The organism is Rhizobium sp. SL86 (assembly GCF_026672545.1).
Classification (GTDB): Bacteria; Pseudomonadota; Alphaproteobacteria; order Rhizobiales; family Rhizobiaceae; genus Neorhizobium.
In genome coordinates this window covers 971,152-990,189 of the sequence record NZ_JAPPRJ010000002.1, presented here as the reverse complement: position 1 = coordinate 990,189, position 19,038 = coordinate 971,152, and the positions used below count along the sequence as shown (strand labels likewise).

General features: G+C 62.8%; 17 protein-coding genes. 8 read left to right on the top strand and 9 right to left on the bottom strand.

Annotated features, from left to right (window positions below; genetic code table 11):
* Positions 1-67 precede the first annotated feature (67 nt).
* From OU993_RS16695 to OU993_RS16685, 3 genes are all read right to left on the bottom strand, one after another.
* Positions 68-1,243 carry a DUF3095 domain-containing protein gene (locus OU993_RS16695; protein ID WP_268159290.1) on the bottom strand — a complete coding sequence of 392 codons (1,176 nt, stop codon included), beginning with the start codon at positions 1,241-1,243 and terminating at the stop codon, positions 68-70.
* A 35-nt stretch (positions 1,244-1,278) separates the two neighbouring features.
* Positions 1,279-3,015, bottom strand: a complete 1,737-nt coding sequence (locus OU993_RS16690) for an adenylate/guanylate cyclase domain-containing protein (RefSeq protein WP_268159288.1) — start codon at positions 3,013-3,015, stop codon at positions 1,279-1,281.
* A gap of 140 nt (positions 3,016-3,155) precedes the next feature.
* A complete protein-coding gene (locus OU993_RS16685) occupies positions 3,156-3,989 on the bottom strand; it encodes an MBL fold metallo-hydrolase (protein WP_268159286.1) in 834 nt (277 codons plus the stop codon).
* Between the two features lie 235 nt (positions 3,990-4,224).
* On the opposite strand from OU993_RS16685, the gene OU993_RS16680 reads away from it, so the two are divergent.
* Positions 4,225-5,121: a TIM barrel protein gene (locus tag OU993_RS16680; RefSeq protein WP_268159284.1), complete on the top strand. Its 897-nt coding sequence runs from the start codon at positions 4,225-4,227 to the stop codon at positions 5,119-5,121.
* A gap of 7 nt (positions 5,122-5,128) precedes the next feature.
* Here the strand turns inward: OU993_RS16680 and OU993_RS16675 are convergent, their stop codons facing one another.
* Positions 5,129-6,781, bottom strand: a complete 1,653-nt coding sequence (locus tag OU993_RS16675; protein ID WP_268159282.1) for a sulfatase — start codon at positions 6,779-6,781, stop codon at positions 5,129-5,131.
* A 61-nt stretch (positions 6,782-6,842) separates the two neighbouring features.
* Between OU993_RS16675 and OU993_RS16670 the strand changes: the two genes are divergently transcribed.
* On the top strand, positions 6,843-7,763 hold the full coding sequence (locus tag OU993_RS16670) for a lysylphosphatidylglycerol synthase transmembrane domain-containing protein (RefSeq protein ID WP_268159280.1): 921 nt from the start codon (positions 6,843-6,845) through the stop codon (positions 7,761-7,763).
* Here OU993_RS16670 and OU993_RS16665 read toward each other — a convergent pair.
* Genes OU993_RS16665 through ribA form a run of 3 tightly spaced genes read right to left on the bottom strand, consistent with a single transcriptional unit; the run spans position 7,742 to position 10,401 of the window.
* The gene (locus OU993_RS16665; RefSeq protein WP_268159278.1) at positions 7,742-8,488 is read right to left on the bottom strand and encodes an FkbM family methyltransferase; all 747 of its coding nucleotides are present in this window, start codon (positions 8,486-8,488) and stop codon (positions 7,742-7,744) included. The two genes, OU993_RS16670 and OU993_RS16665, sit on opposite strands and share 22 nt — an antisense overlap.
* On the bottom strand, positions 8,485-9,276 hold the full coding sequence (locus OU993_RS16660; protein WP_268159276.1) for a CDP-alcohol phosphatidyltransferase family protein: 792 nt from the start codon (positions 9,274-9,276) through the stop codon (positions 8,485-8,487). Before OU993_RS16660 ends, OU993_RS16665 begins: the two co-directional genes overlap by 4 nt.
* Before the next feature lie 18 nt (positions 9,277-9,294).
* The gene (gene ribA / locus OU993_RS16655; protein ID WP_268159274.1) at positions 9,295-10,401 is read right to left on the bottom strand and encodes a GTP cyclohydrolase II RibA; all 1,107 of its coding nucleotides are present in this window, start codon (positions 10,399-10,401) and stop codon (positions 9,295-9,297) included.
* 244 nt (positions 10,402-10,645) lie between these two features.
* Here ribA and OU993_RS16650 point away from each other — a divergent pair, with 244 nt between their 5' ends.
* The 4 genes from OU993_RS16650 to OU993_RS16635 are packed head-to-tail and all read left to right on the top strand — an operon-like array spanning position 10,646 to position 13,808.
* A complete protein-coding gene (locus OU993_RS16650) occupies positions 10,646-11,563 on the top strand; it encodes a zinc-dependent alcohol dehydrogenase (protein ID WP_268159272.1) in 918 nt (305 codons plus the stop codon).
* An 18-nt stretch (positions 11,564-11,581) separates the two neighbouring features.
* A complete protein-coding gene (locus OU993_RS16645; protein WP_268159270.1) occupies positions 11,582-11,980 on the top strand; it encodes a 6-pyruvoyl trahydropterin synthase family protein in 399 nt (132 codons plus the stop codon).
* On the top strand, positions 11,977-13,020 hold the full coding sequence (locus tag OU993_RS16640; RefSeq protein ID WP_268159268.1) for a glycosyltransferase family 4 protein: 1,044 nt from the start codon (positions 11,977-11,979) through the stop codon (positions 13,018-13,020). The genes OU993_RS16645 and OU993_RS16640 overlap by 4 nt, the downstream gene beginning before the upstream one ends.
* Positions 13,017-13,808 carry a class I SAM-dependent methyltransferase gene (locus OU993_RS16635; protein WP_268159266.1) on the top strand — a complete coding sequence of 264 codons (792 nt, stop codon included), beginning with the start codon at positions 13,017-13,019 and terminating at the stop codon, positions 13,806-13,808. Before OU993_RS16640 ends, OU993_RS16635 begins: the two co-directional genes overlap by 4 nt.
* Here OU993_RS16635 and OU993_RS16630 read toward each other — a convergent pair.
* Entirely contained in the window at positions 13,740-14,576 is an 837-nt protein-coding gene (locus OU993_RS16630; RefSeq protein WP_268159264.1) for a RibD family protein, read from the bottom strand. The genes OU993_RS16635 and OU993_RS16630 overlap by 69 nt on opposite strands.
* Positions 14,577-14,590: 14 nt before the next feature.
* On the bottom strand, positions 14,591-15,106 hold the full coding sequence (locus tag OU993_RS16625; RefSeq protein WP_268159262.1) for a cytochrome b: 516 nt from the start codon (positions 15,104-15,106) through the stop codon (positions 14,591-14,593).
* A gap of 233 nt (positions 15,107-15,339) precedes the next feature.
* On the opposite strand from OU993_RS16625, the gene OU993_RS16620 reads away from it, so the two are divergent.
* Together OU993_RS16620 and OU993_RS16615 are read left to right on the top strand one after the other, a co-directional pair.
* A complete protein-coding gene (locus OU993_RS16620) occupies positions 15,340-17,199 on the top strand; it encodes an alpha/beta fold hydrolase (protein WP_268159260.1) in 1,860 nt (619 codons plus the stop codon).
* Between the two features lie 131 nt (positions 17,200-17,330).
* Positions 17,331-19,013, top strand: a complete 1,683-nt coding sequence (locus OU993_RS16615; protein ID WP_268159258.1) for a sensor histidine kinase — start codon at positions 17,331-17,333, stop codon at positions 19,011-19,013.
* Positions 19,014-19,038: the final 25 nt, after the last annotated feature.

Below are 19,038 nucleotides of genomic sequence, written 5' to 3'. Positions count from 1 at the left end.
AAGTTCCAGATGGCAATCAGCCCGCGAAGTGGGGACGACGCTGGCCTGCGCAGAATGACGGAAAACGTCAGCCGGCACGCGCTGTCTCTGCGGTCTTCAGCTTCATCGCAAGGTCGCGGGCCGCGAGCGCATAACCGCCATTGCCGCCGTCGATGAAATGGACGTGGTCCTTCGACATCGGCGTCAGAACGAAACAGGTCATCAGCGCGCTGTCCTGGCGGTGCATGCCGTAATGACAGATCCCCTTCGCCTCGGCCTCGGCAAGCAGCGCTTCCAGGCGTCGGCGATGGGCATCATCCACGTCGACGGTCATTTTCAGGCCGTCGTCGAATTTGCGGAAGTCCGAATTGGCGGCGACGTCCCGCGCGTAGTCGCGCGCATTGAATTTTCCGAAGGACAGGTTCGTCTTGTGCAGCACAAGCGTCAGGATCACCTGGAGAAGTGCTGATAACCGCGCGCGAAACCGCCTGTGTCGCGGAAGCGAGAGCACCTCTGCCTCGATGCTCTCGATCGAGAAGGACAGTCCGGGCCCCTCCGTCGGCACCGGGTGGCCATCGCGTGTCTGTTCGGCGGTCACCGCAATGATGGCCGCCACCAACGCACGGAACTCCGGCATCGTCGCCTCGGAGGCCGGTTTGGCGATGATGGAAACGACTTCGCCGTTATGCGCCGAGATCGGGTCCCATCGACAGGACAGGCCGGTCAGATCGGGAAGTGCATCGGATGAACGGTCGATCGAGTAGCGGCCGGCCTTCATCTGCTGTTCGGCCCAGCTCGCGCCGCCGCCGCTGAACATCGCGTAGGCGACATGTTCGCTGGCGCCGAACCGCGCCACCCGCACATCGAAGCCGGCCTTGCGGATATCGGTGACCGGCACCAGCGCCACCCGCAGCTGCAGGTGCAGTTCGGCAAACACCCAGTCCCGTACGGAGGCGAGGATCTCCGCCGCCTTTTCCGTCAGGCCGCCGGGCAGCGCGACCACCGCCCCGTCACCGCCGAACACGAATGGATAGTCCTTCATGTCCATGCCGTTCAGCAGCGCGGAGATGACGCTTGCTCCCGCCATGTTCACGGTCTTGTAGCGGCCTTCGGCGATCGCCTTGGTGGAGCCGACAATATCGGCGACGGCCAGCACCCAGCCGTCCGGCAGAGGTGTATAACTTGCGGTCTCCGCAACGCCTTCGAAGCGGGTGAGCAGCGGAAGCTGCTGGAAGAAACTGTCTGCGGTGTCTCGTGCGTCCATGGCGGCGACGCTAACACGGTTCGCGGGACCGCGCATCAGGCCGTTTGCGTCTTGAGGGCTCTTCCGTCCGCCGTCGTCTGCAGCAGCATGCCGGTCATGGATTTGCCGAAGACGAAGATACGGAGCGGAATGGTGCGGCCGCGCACCACGATTTCGCGGCTCTCCGCCATGGTCACATCCAGGTTGGACAATGTAGCGACGGGCTCCGACATCACGAGAGGCATGTCGAGCTCCTTGGCGGTCGTTTCCAGGCGGCTTGCGACGTTCACGGTATCGCCAATCGCGGTGAGGTTGCGGGCATTGCCGTAACCCAGGGTTCCGACGACGGCAGGACCCGCATGAATGCCGATCGCGATCCGCAACGGGATTGTCAGATCCTGCGACAGTTGCCGGTTCAGTTCATCGATCCCGTCGATAATCCCGGCAGCGGCGCGCACGGCCTGGCGACAGCCATCCTCCAGGTTTCCGTTGATGCCGAACAGTGCCATCGCGCCATCACCGATGAACTTGTCGACACGTCCGCCGGCGGCTTCCACAGCCGCGCCAACCACCGCGAAGTAGCGGTTCAACAGGAAAACGATATCGAAGGGTAATCGTGTTTCCGAGATCGTCGTGAAGTTGCGGATATCGCAGAAGAGAACGGCGATCTCCCGTTCGCGCCCCGGTACCGCCTCGTAGGCTTCAGACACGCCTTGTGGATCAGGAAATGCGACAAGCAGCGGCGATAACGTCACGCTGCCCGTCGGTCGAAGCTGGCAGGCCAGGCGCACGCCAGGTCCCGCTCCGATCCTGTCCAGAGTCCTTTGTTCGGCAGGGTCCGCGGGCGGGATATGGTCTTCGCCAGTGATGATCTGGACGCGACAGGTGGAACACCGGCCCTTTCCACCGCAGACGGCATAATGCGGCTTGCCCGCAATCCGGCTGGCCTCCAGCACCGTGAAACCGCGTGGCACGCTGATCACCTCGCCGGTGACATAGCGGATCGCCACGAGATGGGCGCGTTCGCGCAGCCAGCGGATGCTGCGTGCAGCGAAGACGAAAATCACAATCGCTCCGAAGCCGCCATAGAGGATCACCCGCAGATCCCGCAGTTGTTCCGCCGCTCCGGCCGGCAGGATGGCAGGATCCTGCGCGCCGCCTGGAAAATCACTGAGCGGAAAGGTCGGATTGGCAATCACTCGCCCCATCTGCACGAAGCCGAGTAGCGCAAGGAGCGGAAGCATGATCGCAAGCGTGAGTGCCCAGGGCCATAACTTCGGATACCACGGACGATAACGCAGCCAGAAATGAACGCCGATGCAGCCGTGCGCCCAGATGACGATCAGCGCAATACATTGCTTCAGGCCCTCGATGGGCGATATGCTCCAGAGACCGTGAACGATCGTTTCGTAAGTGACCCGCATATGGAAGACCGAGAAGGCGATGCGGGTTGCCAATACGTGCTCAATGATCAGGAGGGGGATCAGCAGTCCGAGCACAAGCTGGGCGATCTCGGTCATCGGCATGGCCAGGCTGCGACGGACGAAGAGCGTGCGCAACACGAGGCCGATGTGCAAAAAAAGCGAGCCGTACAGCAGTATGAGGCCGACCGGATTGTTCCAGATCGCCAGAAACAACGGGCTGGCATCTTGGGCTGCATGAACCGAGATGAGGCCGATGCTGTGGTTGAGGATATGCATCAGCACGAATAGAAAGATGATCAGGCCGCTCACGAGCCGCAATCGACGCAACTGCCGCTCGGAAAAGAGATCCTTGAACGTGTCCACCGTCATCTTCCACCGCTCTTGGGTGCGAGGTAGTCGTGCCCCTGCCATTCACGCGGCAGTTGTCGAACGCTATCCATGTCCGAGGGCCCCTTGCCTGTTCTGGACACTGTGACGCCAACCCGGCGTCGGATGATGATTTCCATCTTTCAACGGATGTCCAGCACCATTCCGTCGAAAGCAGCGACCGTGTTCGGGAAGGCTTCCTGCGCCAGCCTCTCCAGAAGCGCCATTTCGCCGTCGGTTCGGGTCGGGGAGTGGTGGAAGAGAACCAGCTTCTTCGCGCTTGCAGCCTGCATCAGTTGCACCCCCTGTTCCCAGGTGGAGTGACCGAACCCGCGATAACGCTGCATCTCCGCTTCGGTAAAGGCGGAATCGTAAACCACGATGTCGGCGTCCTGCATGAGGGCAAGGGCGGTCGGATCCAGTTTTCCCGGTTCGTGTTCGATATCGAAGACCAGCGCCAGTACCTTTCCTTGCCATTCCACACGATAGCCGATGCAGCCGCCCGGATGGTTCAAGGCAAAGGTCTTGATCTCAATGCCGGGTTTCGGCGTCAGGATCTGCCCGGCATGAAAATCGGAAAACTTCAGCGTCGCATTGCAGATTTCGACATTGATCGGGAAAAATGGCGGGCTGATGAATTTCCTGATCATCTCGCCGGTCGTCATGGCGCCATCCAGATGGCCGGACCAGAAGGTCACGGTGATCGCCGGATTGTAGATCGGCTTGAAGAACGGCAGGCCAATGATGTGGTCGTAGTGACAGTGGGTGAAGAAGACATTGATGTCGCTCACGCTTTGCCCGAGCAGCGACTGGCCGGCGCCCATGATGCCGGATCCCGCGTCAAAGATCAGGATATGCTCGCCACAACGGACCTCGAGACAGGGTGTATTGCCCCCGTACCGCACGAAGTCATCGCCCGACACCGGTATGCTGCCGCGCGTACCCCAGAATTTTACGTAGAACCGCTGATCCGTCATCTGCCCAACACGCACACTCGTGATGCAAAGATAGTGTGCAAACCTTACCGTTTCACGCAGCCAAGAGTGTTTTGGCGCGAAAGGCAAGCCCCTCTGCCGATATCCGGCTATCGAGACCCTGTGCTAGCCACGCAGGCGATGCGGCTCGGATCATATGGCTGTCATCGGAAGCGCCTAATTCCTCGCCAAATGCCGCATCCGTGCGGCCCCCTTCAACTCCAATCACGAGTACGACATGAGCTCCCTGATCGCCGCCGGATTTGCCGTCGAAGCCGCCGATGGCCGGCTTTCCTCCCTGTCTGAAGACCTGCGCGCAGTGGTCGATCTCGGCGCCGATGCGGTCGAGCTCTCCCTCTCCAGTCTCGACCTCGTCGCCGGAGGCCGCATCATCGAGGAACGGGCAGCGCCGCTCGTCGACCTGACCCGGCAGCATAACGTCACCTACACCGTCCACGGTCTCGTCTCGTCCAATTTCATGGATCCCGACACGCTGCCCTTCCAGATGCAGGCGGCGAAGGCGCTGGTGAACCTGTGCGATCGGATCGGTGCGCGGGTGCTGGTCCAGCACGGCGGTTTCTTGCGGGCCGAGCAGATCCACGAACGGGCCGGCGCCGACCAGCGCGAGCGCGAAGCTCTTCATGAACTGGCCGACTATGCCTCGTGCTACGGCGTGCGCATTGCGCTCGAAAACATCTTCAGCACGGCGCCAGGCCAGTATCGCCAGACGCCGGCCGAGATCGCCAGGACGGTCAAGGCGGTCAATCATCCGGCGCTTGTCGCGCTGATCGATTTCAGCCACGCTTATCTGGAAGCCCGTTATCGCGGGCTCGATTTCATGGCAGAGATCGCCGCCATGGCCCCGGTCACCGGGCATCTGCATGTGCATGACAGTTTTGGCCGGCCCCAGGGTTTCTACGAGGCCTTTTTCCCGCAGGAAGCCGTGGCACTCGGCATCGGCGATCTCCACCTGCCGCTCGGCTGGGGTGATATCGCCTGGGAGACCATCTTCTCCGACCTTCGCTTCCTGCCCGGCACGGTGCTGATGATGGAGATCGGCGAGCGCTACCGCCAGGAGCAGGCTGCAAGCCTTGCCCGCGCCCGTCAGTTGATGTCTCTCAACGCGACGTCTTGACCAGCGCTCAGCGCCGCGACAGGACCTCGATCAGCAGGTCCTTCACCGCGCTCATTGGGATCTCCCCCTCCGGACGAGGGTGAAGCCCGTCCGCGAAACCCTGCGCCTTGAACCGTGCCAGCAGAGCCTGATCGCGGCTGATCACGTGCATCGGCACGGCCCTGGACGCGGCAGGGCCGGTGACGACGGATGCCGGCTGATGGTCGCCGACCACGAGGAACAGCGCGTCTCCGCCATAGGTCGCGATATAGCTGCCGATCGTTTCAAGCGAATAGTCCACCGTCCGGATGTAATGCTGGCGTATCCGATCCGGGTCGGCCCAGACCTCCTGCGGCGTCGGCCCGCCTGTCGCCTGCGTGTCAAAGATTGCCCCATCGCCGACGGCATCCCAATCGACGAGGGAGGCCACCGGCGTCCAAGGCGCGTGGCTGGAGATCAGCGCCACTTCCGCCATCACCGGCTTGCGCGCCGACCGGTCACGCACCAGCCGTTGCAACGCAGACAGCGTATATTGATCCGGCATCGTCACCCAGTTGAAGGGCTTTCCGCGATAATCGAGATCCTTGGCGGCCAGCACCTGGTCGTAACCGTAATAGGCCGCCTCCGGCCAATCCATGGTGATCGCCGGCATCACGCCGACACTCTGCCAGCCAGCCTTTGAAAATAGCCTGTTCAGCGTCGGCCGGTTGCTCATCATCAGCCGGTCGTAACGCGCCTGGTTGTCGACCCAGAGGCCGGAGAGAAAGGTGCCATGCGCCAGCCAGCTGAGACCCGCGACGGTCGGCGAGGTGATCCAGCGGCTCACGGAGGCAAAACCCTTGTCAGAAAGCTGCTGTTCCAGTTCCGCGAGCCGCGGGCCGATGATCGGCGCGTACCGAGGGTCCTCGACAGCGCTTCGCCCGTAGGATTCGACAAAAATCAGGATCACATCGCGTCCAGCGACGTTGGCAAAGTCGGGGGTTGGCAAAGCCGCTTGCGCCGGGTCGGAGAGCGTCAGTTCAAAAGCTGCCATATCCGAGATCGAGGTGGCGATCAGCGTGGTGCGAGCCTTGAGGTAGGCAAGGGCGTCGGCCTCGACGACAAACGGCAAGCGCAACGGCAGCGTCGCTGCCGCTACCCCCGCAACCGCAACGGCGACGAATGCCGCACGCAGCCGTTCCCGCTGCGGTGAGGGCGTGCTCGCGACCATCCGCAGGCTGCGTGACGAGAGCGCCAGGAAGGCAAGGCACGAGAACAGGACGATCACGACGCTCACGGCCGCGACGCCGGTCCCGATGGCGCCCGAAAGAAGGTTCCAGCCGTCCAGAAGCATCTTGCCGTCAAGATAGGGATTAAACGGACGCTGGAACGCGCTCTGGGTGCCGATGTCGGCGAGTTTCAGGAACAGGATCATACCGAGAAGCAGCGTGACGATCCATCGGAAGACGACAGCCACGCGCCCCTGAAGCGTGACGAGAAGCAGCGCGATCAACGGCAGTTCGACCGGCAGACGGAGGAAGGATGCAACGGTGACGGCATCCGGGTGGTCTGGCAGATTGAGGACCAGAACCGTGACCGTTAGAAAGAAGATCCAGGCCAGGAGCGCGCCGGCAGACCGGCGCCGGGCGTGGTGCTCGCCGTTCGGTGCTCCTTGTGGGCTGGTCCGCTCCTTGTCATTCACCGTAATCTCTCCTTAGAAACCAGAGGCCGCATCGTTGTGTGTGTGGCAAATAAAGAAAGTCATGCGCTTGCGATATCTGCATCTGGCGGGAAGTCTTGCCGCTCTTGCCCTCATTCCTGTGCTGATCGCCCATCTGGATCGGGATGCGTTATCGCAGGCCCTGTCCGAGGTGTCGCTGGTTGACATCGGTATTGGCCTCCTGATCGTCCAGATTCAGATTGTCGTGTCGGCGCTTCGTTGGCGTTTCACCGCCAGGCGGCTCGGTCAGGACATGCCAACGAGGTGGGCGATCCGGGAATACTACATCGCAACCGCGCTCAACCAGGTCCTGCCGGGTGGCGTTGCCGGCGATGTCCTGCGCGCTTATCGCAGCCGGGCCTCGGCCCCGTCGGGCCTCAGGCTCGCCGCCAAAAGTGTCATCATTGAGCGGCTCTCGGGTCAGATGGCGTTTTTTGCCGTGTGCGCCGCCGGCCTGTTCTTTTGGCCGATGTTGCTGGCAAGTGTCTTTTCGACCGGCGTCCTGCCGTTTGCGTTGATCGTACTGGTCGCGGCCTGTCTCGCCCTCGGGCTCGCCTGGAACAGGCTTGCGCCGCTTCGGGCCGATCTCAATCAGGTCTTCGTGCGCAACGGCGCCTGGAGAATACAGGCCGGTCTCAGCCTCTCGGCGGTCGCATCCTATATCCTGCTTTTCTATTTTGCCGCCTTTGCCACCGGCGGCACCTTGCCGGTCTCCGCACTCGTCACCATCGTGCCGCTCTGCCTTCTCTCGATGCTGATCCCTACCGGTTTTGGCGGCTGGGGAACGCGCGAGGCCGCGGCCGCGGCGCTCTGGCCGCTGGTCGGGCTTGCCAGTGCGCAAGGTGTCGCCGCCAGCGTGGTCTATGGCGCCCTTGCGCTGCTCGGCTCGCTTCCGGGGCTTCTGCTGTTGTTTGTCCGCAATCGCGAGGCGGTCAGGGATGCTCACGGTGAAAGCCGGGCATAGATATCGCCGGAGGATGCATCGCGCGGCAGGCGCCGGATCTGCGTCCTCAACTCGTCAAGTCCGATCCAGTCCGGTTCGACAAACCGGTGGGTTTCGCCCACCACGCGGTTGAAGCGATAGCGTCCCCGGGCTTCCAGCGCTGCAAGGGCCGCATCGGTGAGCTCCGGCATGGCCGGTATATATTCGAAGGCGACCAGCGGCAGGGGCTCGCCCACGCCGGTCAGGATGTCGGCTTCGGCTCCCTCGACATCAATCTTGCAGAAGTCGGGCAGGCCGTGGCGCTGAACCAGGTCTGCGAGCGTCACCATCGGCACCCTGACCGTCCGGTCCCATTCGACGGAGGAAAATCCCGCCGTCCGCCCGGCCGTTTCCACGAACGCGGTCGAAATGCTGGTGACTGTCGGGTGCCGGCTCGAAATGTGGAGATCGATTTCCCCATTTTCCCGGCCGACCGCCACACGTTCGAGCGCGATGAGGTCCTTCGCAAGATGCCGACTGAGAAAATCGGCAAAAAGTGGTTGCGGTTCGACGGCGACGACCCGTGCGCCGAGCTGCGAGAGCGTGCGACTGCGGCTGCCCACATGCGCGCCGATATCGAAGACGAGATCGCCAGGTTTCACCAGGCTGGAGTAAAACCGCTTCAAGCTGCTGCGCCGCCAGGGCATGCCGTAATAGATCGCAATCGAACGGGCGAGGCCAAACGTAGCGGCGAGATTTGCTGTCACGGGGCGCTGTCCTTGCGGGTGAGAAGCCAGACGGTATCGACGGCAAAGGAATAGACGAGAAGCGCCAGACAGGAGGCGGAGAGCACACCCGACGTTGGCTGTTCAATTCCTGGCAGGATTACCAGGCACAACACGGCCACCTGTACGACACAGATGGCTTTGCGGCGGACGGACGGGAAAAGCTCCTGCCGCAGGGCCGGCAGAACCCATTGTGCCAGGATGAACACATATCGCATCAGGCCGATGAGAACGACCCAAGGCCCGGCCTTGCCAAGCACCGCACAGCCGACCGACAACATCAGGATCAGGAAGGCGTCGACCTCCATGTCGAAGCGGGCGCCGAGGCTGGATTGCTGGCGGAAGCGGCGGGCCAGGTAACCATCGACGCCATCCAGCGACAGAGCCAGCACCGTTGCACCGATCACCGACCAGACGAGCAGGTTCACCTGATGCTCGGCAAAGCTGGAGGAAGACAGGATGGTGGCCGCGATCAGGCTGACAATGCCCGCCCGGATTGCCGTCACGAGGTTTGCGTAACCGAAACGCGGGTGGTGGTGGTTCGGCAACCCGTAGAGCACGAAGCCGAACATCACCGCCAGGATGAGCGCCGCCAGCAGCGGCACATGCAGTTCGATTGGCAGATGCAGCGCCGCAAGCGCCCAGACCGACAGCGACAGAAGATAGGCGCAGCACAGTGCCTTCAGCGTGCTGGCGAGCAGATTGCCCGCGTCGGGCCGCAGGTTCGGTGACCGCGGATCGCCGTTGCTCATCTCCGGTAAGACTGCCATTGCGTGTGCTCCTGCCAATTACTCTGCAGCAATCAGCGTCTCGAGGTCCATCATGTGACCCGCCCGCAGTGTCTTTGTCCGCAGGTAGTTCTCGTTCTCGCGCGTCACGCGACCGAGCACGGGTGTTCTCTGATGCACCTTGATTCCCGCCTGGCGCAGGCTTTCAATCTTGGTCGGATTGTTGGTGAACACAATCACTTCCGCAATATCGAGCAGCTTCAGCATGGCAATCGCTGCCTCGTAACGCCGATGGTCCTCCGCAAAGCCCAGTTCCGCGTCCGCATCGATCGTGTCCAGGCCAAGATGCTGATAACCATAGGCGCGCATCTTGGCGCCGATGCCGGTGCCGCGGCCCTCCTGGTCGAGGTACAGCAGAACGCCGCCGCCTGCCTGCTGCAGGAGATCGAGACCATTGCGCAACTGGTCCCCACAGTCGCATTTCAGCGAGCCGCAGAGATCGCCCGTGATACAGGAGGAGTGGATCCGGATCGGCACCGGCTTGGACACGTCCGGCTTGCCGACAATGATCGCCACCTGGTCCTTCTGCGCCACGCCGCCGCGAAAGACGACGAAATCGGCGTTGCCATAATCCTCAAGCGGCACCCGGGTGCGGACGACCTTCTGGAAGTTGCCGCGCGCCGGCCGGTAATCCGTAAGCGCTGCCGCATGAAGGCTGCAGCATGCGGAAAACGCGCTCTGCCGGCCAGTCACGTCGGCCACCACCATTGCCGGCAAAAGCAGCGAGACATGCGCAAGTTCGACGCTTTCCGACGCAAGCGTCGAAGCCGGTGTCCAGCGCTTCGGCGCCTCGACGTCAAGCGCATAGGAAAGCCTGGAAGCCTGGTCGAAATCGATGCCGGCCAATGGTACAAGCACATCCGACTTCGCTTTCAGTCCAAGGCGTGCTGCCCGGCGCGCTGTCAGCATGAGATGATGATCCTCCCCGGTCACCCCGGCAAACGCGTCGTAGATCTTCGGCTGCACGGCATCGAGCGCCAGCACCGCAAGCGTCTTGTCCTGATCCCTCAGCAGGACCGGGCGCCCGTAGCGAAGTTCGGACACGGCCCGTTCCACCTCGATGGCGGGATCAAATAGAGTGGTGGAAAATGGGCTTGGTGCTGTCATGCTAGCCTCCTGATGTCGTTAGATGGCGTTACGCTTGCGCGTCCTCGGCGGATTGTTGGATCCGGGTAAAAGAATTTTGATGGGCGACGGGCGGTCATTTCGCGGGCAGCGCCCTATTTGATGCCAGTCAAGGCTTACCCAGTCGCAGGATGCTCGTATGACGCTCTCCCATTTTCGCCATGAACCCATAGGGTCCATAACGTCGTCACGGGCCTTATGGTTCGAGGCGCCGGGAAAAGCTTTGTTGCGCGATGGTCCGATTTCCCCACCTGCCGATGGTCAGGTCCTCGTTCGCACCGATTTTTCCGGGATCAGCCGCGGCACCGAAGCGACGGTTTTCCAGGGGCTGGTGCCGGAGAGCGAGCGGGAGCGCATGCGTGTGCCCTTTATGGAGGGCGATTTCGGTTTTCCGTTGAAATATGGCTACTGCGCCATCGGCACGGTGGAGGCCGGCGACCCGCAGCTGATCGGCCGGGCGGTCTTCTGTTTGCATCCGCACCAGGAAGTCTTCGTTGTGCCCAGTGCGGCCGTCGCGCCGCTGCCCAAGGATCTGCCGTCCGGGCGTGCCGTGCTGGCGGCCAATATGGAAACGGCTCTCAACATCATCTGGGACGCAGGCATCATGCCGGGTGAGCGCATCGCCGTCTTCGGTGCAGGTGTCGTCGGCAGCCTTGTCGCCTATCTTGCAACCCGCATCGCCGGCACGGAGGTCGTGATTGTCGATCCCAATCTCGAACGCGCCAGTCTGGCCGAGGCGCTCGGTGTTGCATTCGCCGTGCCAAACAGTCTGGAGGGGGAATATGATGTGCTCATCAACGCCTCCGGTGCGTCCGCGGCTCTTTCGCAGGCGATCGACCTTGCCGGCCTTGAAGCGCGGATTGTCGAGGCGAGCTGGTATGGCGAGCGCCCCGCCAGCCTGTCGCTCGGTGGCGCCTTCCATTCCAGGCGGCTGAGGATCATTTCCTCGCAGGTCGGCCATGTTGCCCCCTCCATGCGGCCCCGCTGGAGCCATGCCCGCCGTCTTTCCAAGGTCATGGAACTTCTGCGCGACGAGCGCCTGGAGGCCCTGATCTCGGGCGAAAGCGCCTTTGCTGATCTGGCCGAGGATTACCCGCGTATCCTCCAGTCGTCCGCGACACTTCTCCACCGTATCCGATACTGAAAAAGGAATATGCATCGAATGTTTGCTGTCGAAGTCCGGGACCACATCATGATTGCCCACAGCCTGCCGCGCCCGGTCTTCGGCCCGGCGCAGGGCATGCACGGCGCCACCTTTGTCGTCGATGCGGCGTTTTTCACGAAGGACCTGGATGAGGATGGGCTGGCCGTCGATATCGGCCTTGCGACCCAGACGTTGTCCGAGGTGCTGAAACCGCTCAACTACCAGAACCTCGACGAGTTGGAGATCTTCAAGGGGCGGGTCACGACCACCGAGGTCCTCTCCAAGCATATCTTCGACCGGCTGGCGGAGGCGGTTTCGGAAAAGAAGCTCGGTCCTGGCAGTGACCGCATCTGCCGCCTGCGCGTTCTCCTGCATGAAAGCCACGCAGCGCGCGGCTGGTACGAGGCGGATCTTTGAACCGCCGCCTGGTTTTCGCCTTTCCGGGCAGGCTCGATACCAAGACCGGCGGTTACGCCTATGACCGGCATCTGATCCGTGAACTGAGTGACCTCGGCTGGTCGGTCGAACCGGTCAGCCTTGGCGAGGGTTTTCCCGATCCGTCACCGGTCGTTCTTGCGCAGGCGGAGCGGCAACTGTCGGAGCTTCCCGACGGGGACCTCGTGCTTGTCGACGGGCTTGCTTTCGGCGTGATGCCCGATTGGGCGGTGCGCGAGGCGAAACGTCTTCGGCTTGTCGCGCTGGTCCACCACCCGCTTGCTCTTGAAACCGGTGTGTCTGCCGAGCAAAAACAGCGGCTTCTCGCGAGCGAGACGCGGGCTCTGTCCGCAGTGCGCCACGTTTTCGTGACGTCGCATGCTACGGCACGGCAGGTTGCATCGCTTCTGGATGTTCCGTACCCGAAGATCACCGCCGCCCTTCCTGGCACGGAACCCGGAGAGATTGCGTCGTCAGGAATGGTCGAGCCGCATATCCTCTCGGTCGGCTCTCTGACGCGGCGAAAGGGGCATGACGTGCTGCTTCGGGCGCTGGCGCTTCTGCGGCATCTCGCCTGGCGTGCCACCATCATCGGCAGCCCGGATCTCGATCCGGTCACGGCGAAAGAACTTGCCGCCCTGTGTGAGGACCTGTCTCTCACTGATCGTGTGACGCTTGCCGGGGAGCAGCCGGATGTGCGCGCCGAGATGGCGAGGGCCGATATCTTCGTGCTTGCCAGCCGATACGAAGGTTACGGCATGGTGTTCGCCGAAGCGCTCGCGCACGGGCTTCCCGTCGTCGGCTGCCGCGCCGGCGCCGTGCCGGATGTGGTGCCGCAGGATGCCGGATTTCTGGTCGAGGTCGACGACATCGATGCCCTTGCCGATGCCATCGGAAGACTGGTGGCTGACGGGCCACTGCGCGAAACGATGGCCGCGGCTGCCCGGCGGGCGGGTCTCGCCCTGCCGACCTGGCGGGAAACCGCCGTGACCGTTTCAAACAGGCTGGAGGACATTCAATGAGCGGCTTTGACACATCCTGGCTCAGCCTGCGCGAGCCGGCGGACAGGGCTGCCCGCAACCCCGCGCTGCTGCGCAAGATCGACGGCCTGTTTGCTGGACGGCAGCGCGTGCCCAGGATCGTCGATATCGGTTGCGGAACGGGTTCGACCTATCGCAGTTTGAGCGCCCGCCTGCCAGAGGCAGCCGACTGGCTTCTGGTGGATTACGATTCCGCCCTTCTTGCGGAAGCATCGCGGCTGATTGCCCGACCGGAGGTCAAGACCCTGCAGCAGGACCTGACGGACCTTGAGACCCTGCCGCTGGAGGGCGTCGATCTTCTGACCGCCTCCGCGTTCTTCGACCTCAGTTCACTGTCGTTTTGCGAAAACCTTGCCGCGCGGGCGGCCAAACATTCGGTCGCGCTGTATGCCGCGCTGAATTACGACGGCCGCATCATCTGGACCAATCGGCATGTTCTCGACATCCAGATCGTGCGCAGTTTCAACCGGCACCAGACAACCGACAAGGGATTTGGCGAGGCGCTGGGACCAATGGCGACGCCCCATCTGAAGACTGTGCTGCAAGACCTCGGTTACGAGGTGCTGACGGCGGACAGTCCCTGGCGCATCGGGCCCGGTGAAGAGGCCCTGCACCACGCCTTCGTCGAAGGCATGGTCGCGCCCGTTCTGGAGATGGGGGATCTGGACCGCGCTTCCGTGCAGTCCTGGCGCGATCAGCGCCTAGCCGATATCGACCAGGGCGGCAGCTGTCTTGTCGGTCACCTGGACCTTCTGGCGCTGCCGGGCTGATGAGACGTTCCGCTCTTCGCGCAGTCTACAGTCGAACAGCACGTCGCTGCCCAGACTGAAGATATTGGCCGAAGGGCGGTGCGCCTCCGACAGGGTGCGGATCGGCGGCAGAGATATGCCCTGCGGCCCCGATCCGATGATCAACGGTGCGATCGAGACATGCAGGTGGTCGACCAGCCCCTGGTCGACGAAACGTGCGATGGTGCGCGCGCCACCTTCCACCAGGATCCGCTCCAGATTCCGGTCTTCAAGCGCTTCGAGGATGTCGTTCGGACAAAGGCCGTTTTCGCCACGCGGCAGGCGGATGACATCGGCCGGATAGTCCCGCGGCGATGCCTCGTCCGACTGGATGAGGATGAGGGGAGCGCCGCCGTCGTGAAACAGGCCTTCCTCGCCGGTCAGTTCCGCATGGCAGTCTATCACCACACGGACGGGATCCGGGCCTGGCACGGCGCGCACGGAAAGGCGTGGATTGTCTGCCTTTACCGTGCCGATCCCGACGATGACCGCATCGACCAGCGCGCGGCAGCGATGCAGGTGGGCAATGCCGTCCGGGCCGGAAATGTCGCGTGCGTCGCCGAAGGGGGTTGCCACACGTCCGTCGAGAGACTGGCCGACCTGCGCCAGCACGAAACGGCCGCGCGCTGCGGCAATCGGGCCGTAGAGCGACAGCGCCGGTTCTGGCGTCCGGGCCGGCAAGCCCTGCTGTCGGTTCCGGATGGCCAGCAGGCGGGACCAGAGCGTGTCATTCATGTCGATACGGCGCATGGGCATCACATCCGTCAGAGGATTCGGTAAAGGGTGCCATCGCGGCGGATCACATGGTGGAAGATCACGCCAGCGATGTGTAACGCAAAGAGGGCCAAAAGGATCCAGGAACTCCATTCGTGGATCATCGAAAAGACCGGCGCAATCTCCGGCGCCTTGTCGATCGGGCTCCAGACCCGGAAGAGGCCGAACCACTGCAGCGGAAAACCGTGTGCATTGGTGGCGAGGAAACCCGTGACGGGCATCACGATCAGGAAAAGGTAGAGAAGCACGTGCACCGCCGTTGCCACGTAGTGCTCGATGCCCGTGGTCAGTCCTTGCGGCGCGCCCTTTGAAAGCCGTGCGCCGATGCGCACCAGCATCAGCCACAGCACGATGAAGCCGAGCGATTCATGCAGCATGTAGAAATCGAGCTTCACCTCGTCCCTGACGAACTTGATCATGAAGCCGAGAGGCCAGACCGACAGGACGAGCAGCGCAATTAGCCAGTGCAGCAGGCGCAAGGACGGCGCATAGGCCGGTGCTTCCATGGTTATCCTCCCCGATGCCTCCCGTACGGCGCCAAGCTTGCTGCGGATTGCCGCACAGCCTGTTCTTGACCGATGGCTTAACCATAGGCTGTGCCAGATTCAGAGAATACTCACATTTTAACGATCATCGAAAATCATTGGTAATCCCTTTGGCCGTAAGGTTCTTTCGACACGGCCATGATGCGCCGTGACCTGCACAGCGCGTGCAGACGACAGACGGACACGTTTACGTTATGGCGATCTCTCTAGACCATCCGGCCCTGGTTTCGAACCCTCGTGCGTCGATGGCCGAAGACAGCCCCGCCGTCCGTCCTGGTCAGAGCGGAGGACAGGTCAGTGCGGCCGAACCGGTCGCGTTCGGACTGTGCGCCGGTCGTTACATGCCAGCCCGCGGCACCGTATCCGCGCGGACGACGGCCGTGCTGTTTGTCGCCCCTTGGGGGCTGGAGGAGCTCTCCACCCGCAAATTCTTCCGTCTTATTGCAGATCGCCTATCTGATCGCGGCATTGCCAGCCTGCGGTTCGACCTTCCGGGAACAGGCGATTCCCTCGATCCGTCCTCCTGCGCTGCTGGTCTCAACCTTTGGCGTGACAGTCTCGTCGAAGCTGCCGGCTGGCTGAAGCTCCAAGGCTTCCGCAAGGTCATCGTCGTCGGGCAGGGGCTCGGCGCTTCGCTTGCGCTTCAGTCCTTGCCGCAGATCGCCGATCTTGCGGGCATGGCGCTTCTGGCGCCGGTCCTGTCGGGTCGCGGCTATCTTCGTGAACTCTCCGTCTGGTCGAAGGTCGTCGACGATAGCCTGAACCTCAAGGCAGAGGACCGCCAGCCACCGGGCGTGACCGCCATTGCCAGCCTCGTGATGCCGGCGGAGATCGCCGCCGAGGTCGGGCGGTTGAAGCTCACGGTGCCTGCTGCCGATGTGTCCGTTCCGTGCCTGTTGCTGGAGCGTCCGGGCCAGATCGGGGCGGATGCCTTTGCCGAGGCGGTCGAGTCCAGCAGCCTGACCGTCGAACGCCATCCGTTCGAAGGTTATGAAGCGCTGATCGCCGGACCGATCAATGCCCGGATCCCGCGGGAAGTCGTTGACCGGCTGATCTCGTGGATCGGTGATCATGCGCCTGATACCGGCTCGTCTGCCGGGCCGGTCGCGGCTGCGCCACCTTTAGGGGCGACATTGCAGGCCGATGTGTTTTCCGAGACAGGGGTTCGCTTTGGAGACAACCTGCGCCTTGCCGGCGTTCTTTGCCAACCGATCCAGGCGACAGGCAAACCTACCGTGCTGTTCTTCGGCTCTGCCTATGACCGCCACTCCGGCTGGGGTCGGCTGACGACCGAGACGGCACGCCGGCTGGCTGCCGAGGGCATCCCGTCGCTGCGCTTCGATTGCGCCAATGTGGCTGACAGCCCGCCAGAGGTGACGGCACCGACGCAGGTGCTCTACGCGCCCGCGCAGGAAAAGGATGCGCTGGCGGCGGTCGATTTCCTGCGGGCGAGACGTCCGGACGCGCCGATCCTCGCTGTCGGGCGTTGCAGCGGCGCCTATCTCGCTTTCCGCGCCGGGCTTGGGGATGCCCGGTTGAACGGCCTCGTTTTGGTCAATCCCTACTGTTTCGTCTGGGACGAGGATCATCCCCTGCAGGAGGATCTTCGTGCCATGCCGCAAAGCATGGCGACCTATCGGCGGAAGCTCCTGAACCCAGCAACCATCCTGCGTGTCCTGCGTGGTGAAATTGATCTGGCCGGTTCGGCGAAAAACGTTGCGGCCACGCTCGTACGCAAGATCGAAGGGCAGCTCTTTGCACACACGGGCCTCAGTTTTCTACGTGCTGCGGAGCGCAAGGCCGTGCGCAGGGCGTTTGACGCGCTCGCTGCCCGCAAATTACCGGTCTCCCTCCTCTATAGCCGCGGCGATGTCGGGACCGATCATCTCGAGTATCATTTCGGACCAGAGGGTCGGGATCTCGGCCGCTATCCGGAGGTAAGCCTGACCTTCCTGGAGGAGACGGATCATAACCTCACTCCCATTGCCGCGCGGGCGATCTACACCAAAACGATCGTCGGCATGGTTCATCGGTTAATATCGGGCAGGTTGTAACTGCTCGGCGAAAGTTGTGACAGTTCGCAACGTCCGGCTTGCGGCGGCGGCCCATCCAGCCTAGTTTCGGCATCGCTTTTAAAGCACGGTGTCAAACGAGGCCGAGCGCCTGTCGGGCCGGGAGTGAGATCATGAGAAGACGTCTCGCTGCGGTAACGCTGACTGCCCTTTTGCCGGCCATCGGCATGCTGGCCTATAACGAATTCAAGGTGCGCGAGGAGCGCCATGACGAGGTGCATGAGCAGGCCATTCGCGCCTCGCAGCAGGTCGCCCTCGAGATCGAGACCATGCTGGAAGGGGTTCGCGGTCTGCTGATTGCCACCGCTGCCATTCCCTCCGTGACCGACCGGGATATGAGGCACTGTCATGACGCGCTGAGCGAGGTTTCCGGCAAACTCGGCGCCTTCGTCGGCAATATCCTCGTGCTCGACAACGGTGGCAAGCTCATCTGCGACACGCTCAACTGGCAGGTCGGTACGGATTTCTCCGATCGTCCCTATATTCGCAGCGCCTTCACATCCGATGACGTGGTCATTGGCGGCTACACGATCGCCCGCATTTCCAATCAGGCGGTGTTGCCCATTGCGTTTCGCATGACGCGGGAGGGAGAGACGGTGGGGGTGATCGCCACGGGGCTGCGTCTCGACTGGCTTCAGAAGCGCATCACCGAGCGCGACGTGCCTCAAGGTGGGTCCGTCACCGTTGCCGACCGCGATGGCGTCATCATTGCTCGCCATCCCAAACCGGAGGCCTTTGTCGGCACCGCCATTCCCGATCCGTATCGCTATCTGGTCACCGCCCGGACCTCCGGCAGCCTGGAGGTCATGAGCCAGGATGGAACGGTGCGCATCCTCGGTTACCAGCCGATCACGGCGCACAATCCTCTTTATGTCAGTTTCGGGATTTCCAAGACCGAAGCGCTTGCGCCGGTCAACAGGGCAACCGTCACCGGCATCCTCCTGATGTTGGGTGGAACATTCCTGGCCTTCATTGCGGCAAGCCTTGTCGGGCGGCGCTTCATTCTCGATCCGATCCACAACATCGTTGAGGTCGTCACCCGCTGGCGCGAGGGAGACCAGAGCGCCCGCACGGAGATGGAAGGTCGCCTGGGCGAACTCGGCCTCGTCGGCGCCGCCGTCGATGGCCTGCTGGACGAAATCGAGGTGCGGCGCAAGGCTTCGGCCGCGGCCGAGGAGAAGCGCAGGCTGATGGCGCGCGAACTATCCCACCGGGTCAAGAACACGCTCTCCGTCATCCAGGCCATCGTGCGACAGACGTTTCGCGGACAGGATCAGCAGATCATCTCTTTTCAGCACCGCGTGGCGGCACTGGCCGGCGGATATGACGCTCTGCTCTCGGAAGACTGGAACAACGCCTCCATCCGGGAAGTCGCCGAGCGGGTGATGCAGCCCCTGCGCCCGGCCGAGGACCAGTCGATCAGCCTGTCGGGGCCACATCTGCTGCTTCCGCCGGACATCGCGGTTGCCCTGTCATTGATCTTGCATGAACTCGGCACCAATGCCCTCAAATACGGCAGCCTCTCGGTTCAGGAAGGCCGGCTTTCGGTGTCTTGGAGGGAAGAGGCCGATCGGCTGTCCCTGACCTGGCGCGAGCGGGGAGGGCCGCCCGTTACCGCGCCGGCCCGCGAGGGCTTCGGCTCAAGGCTCATCCGGCTCGCATTCCCGGCCGCCTATGATCCGGAAGTCACGTCGAACTTCGCGCCGGAGGGGCTGGAGTTCACGATCAGTTTTCGCACCACGCCGGTCACGGCGGACCCGGACACCGCCATCCCCGAAACTGCAGATGCCGGCTGAAGCCGCCTGACCAAGGCCCGCCCGC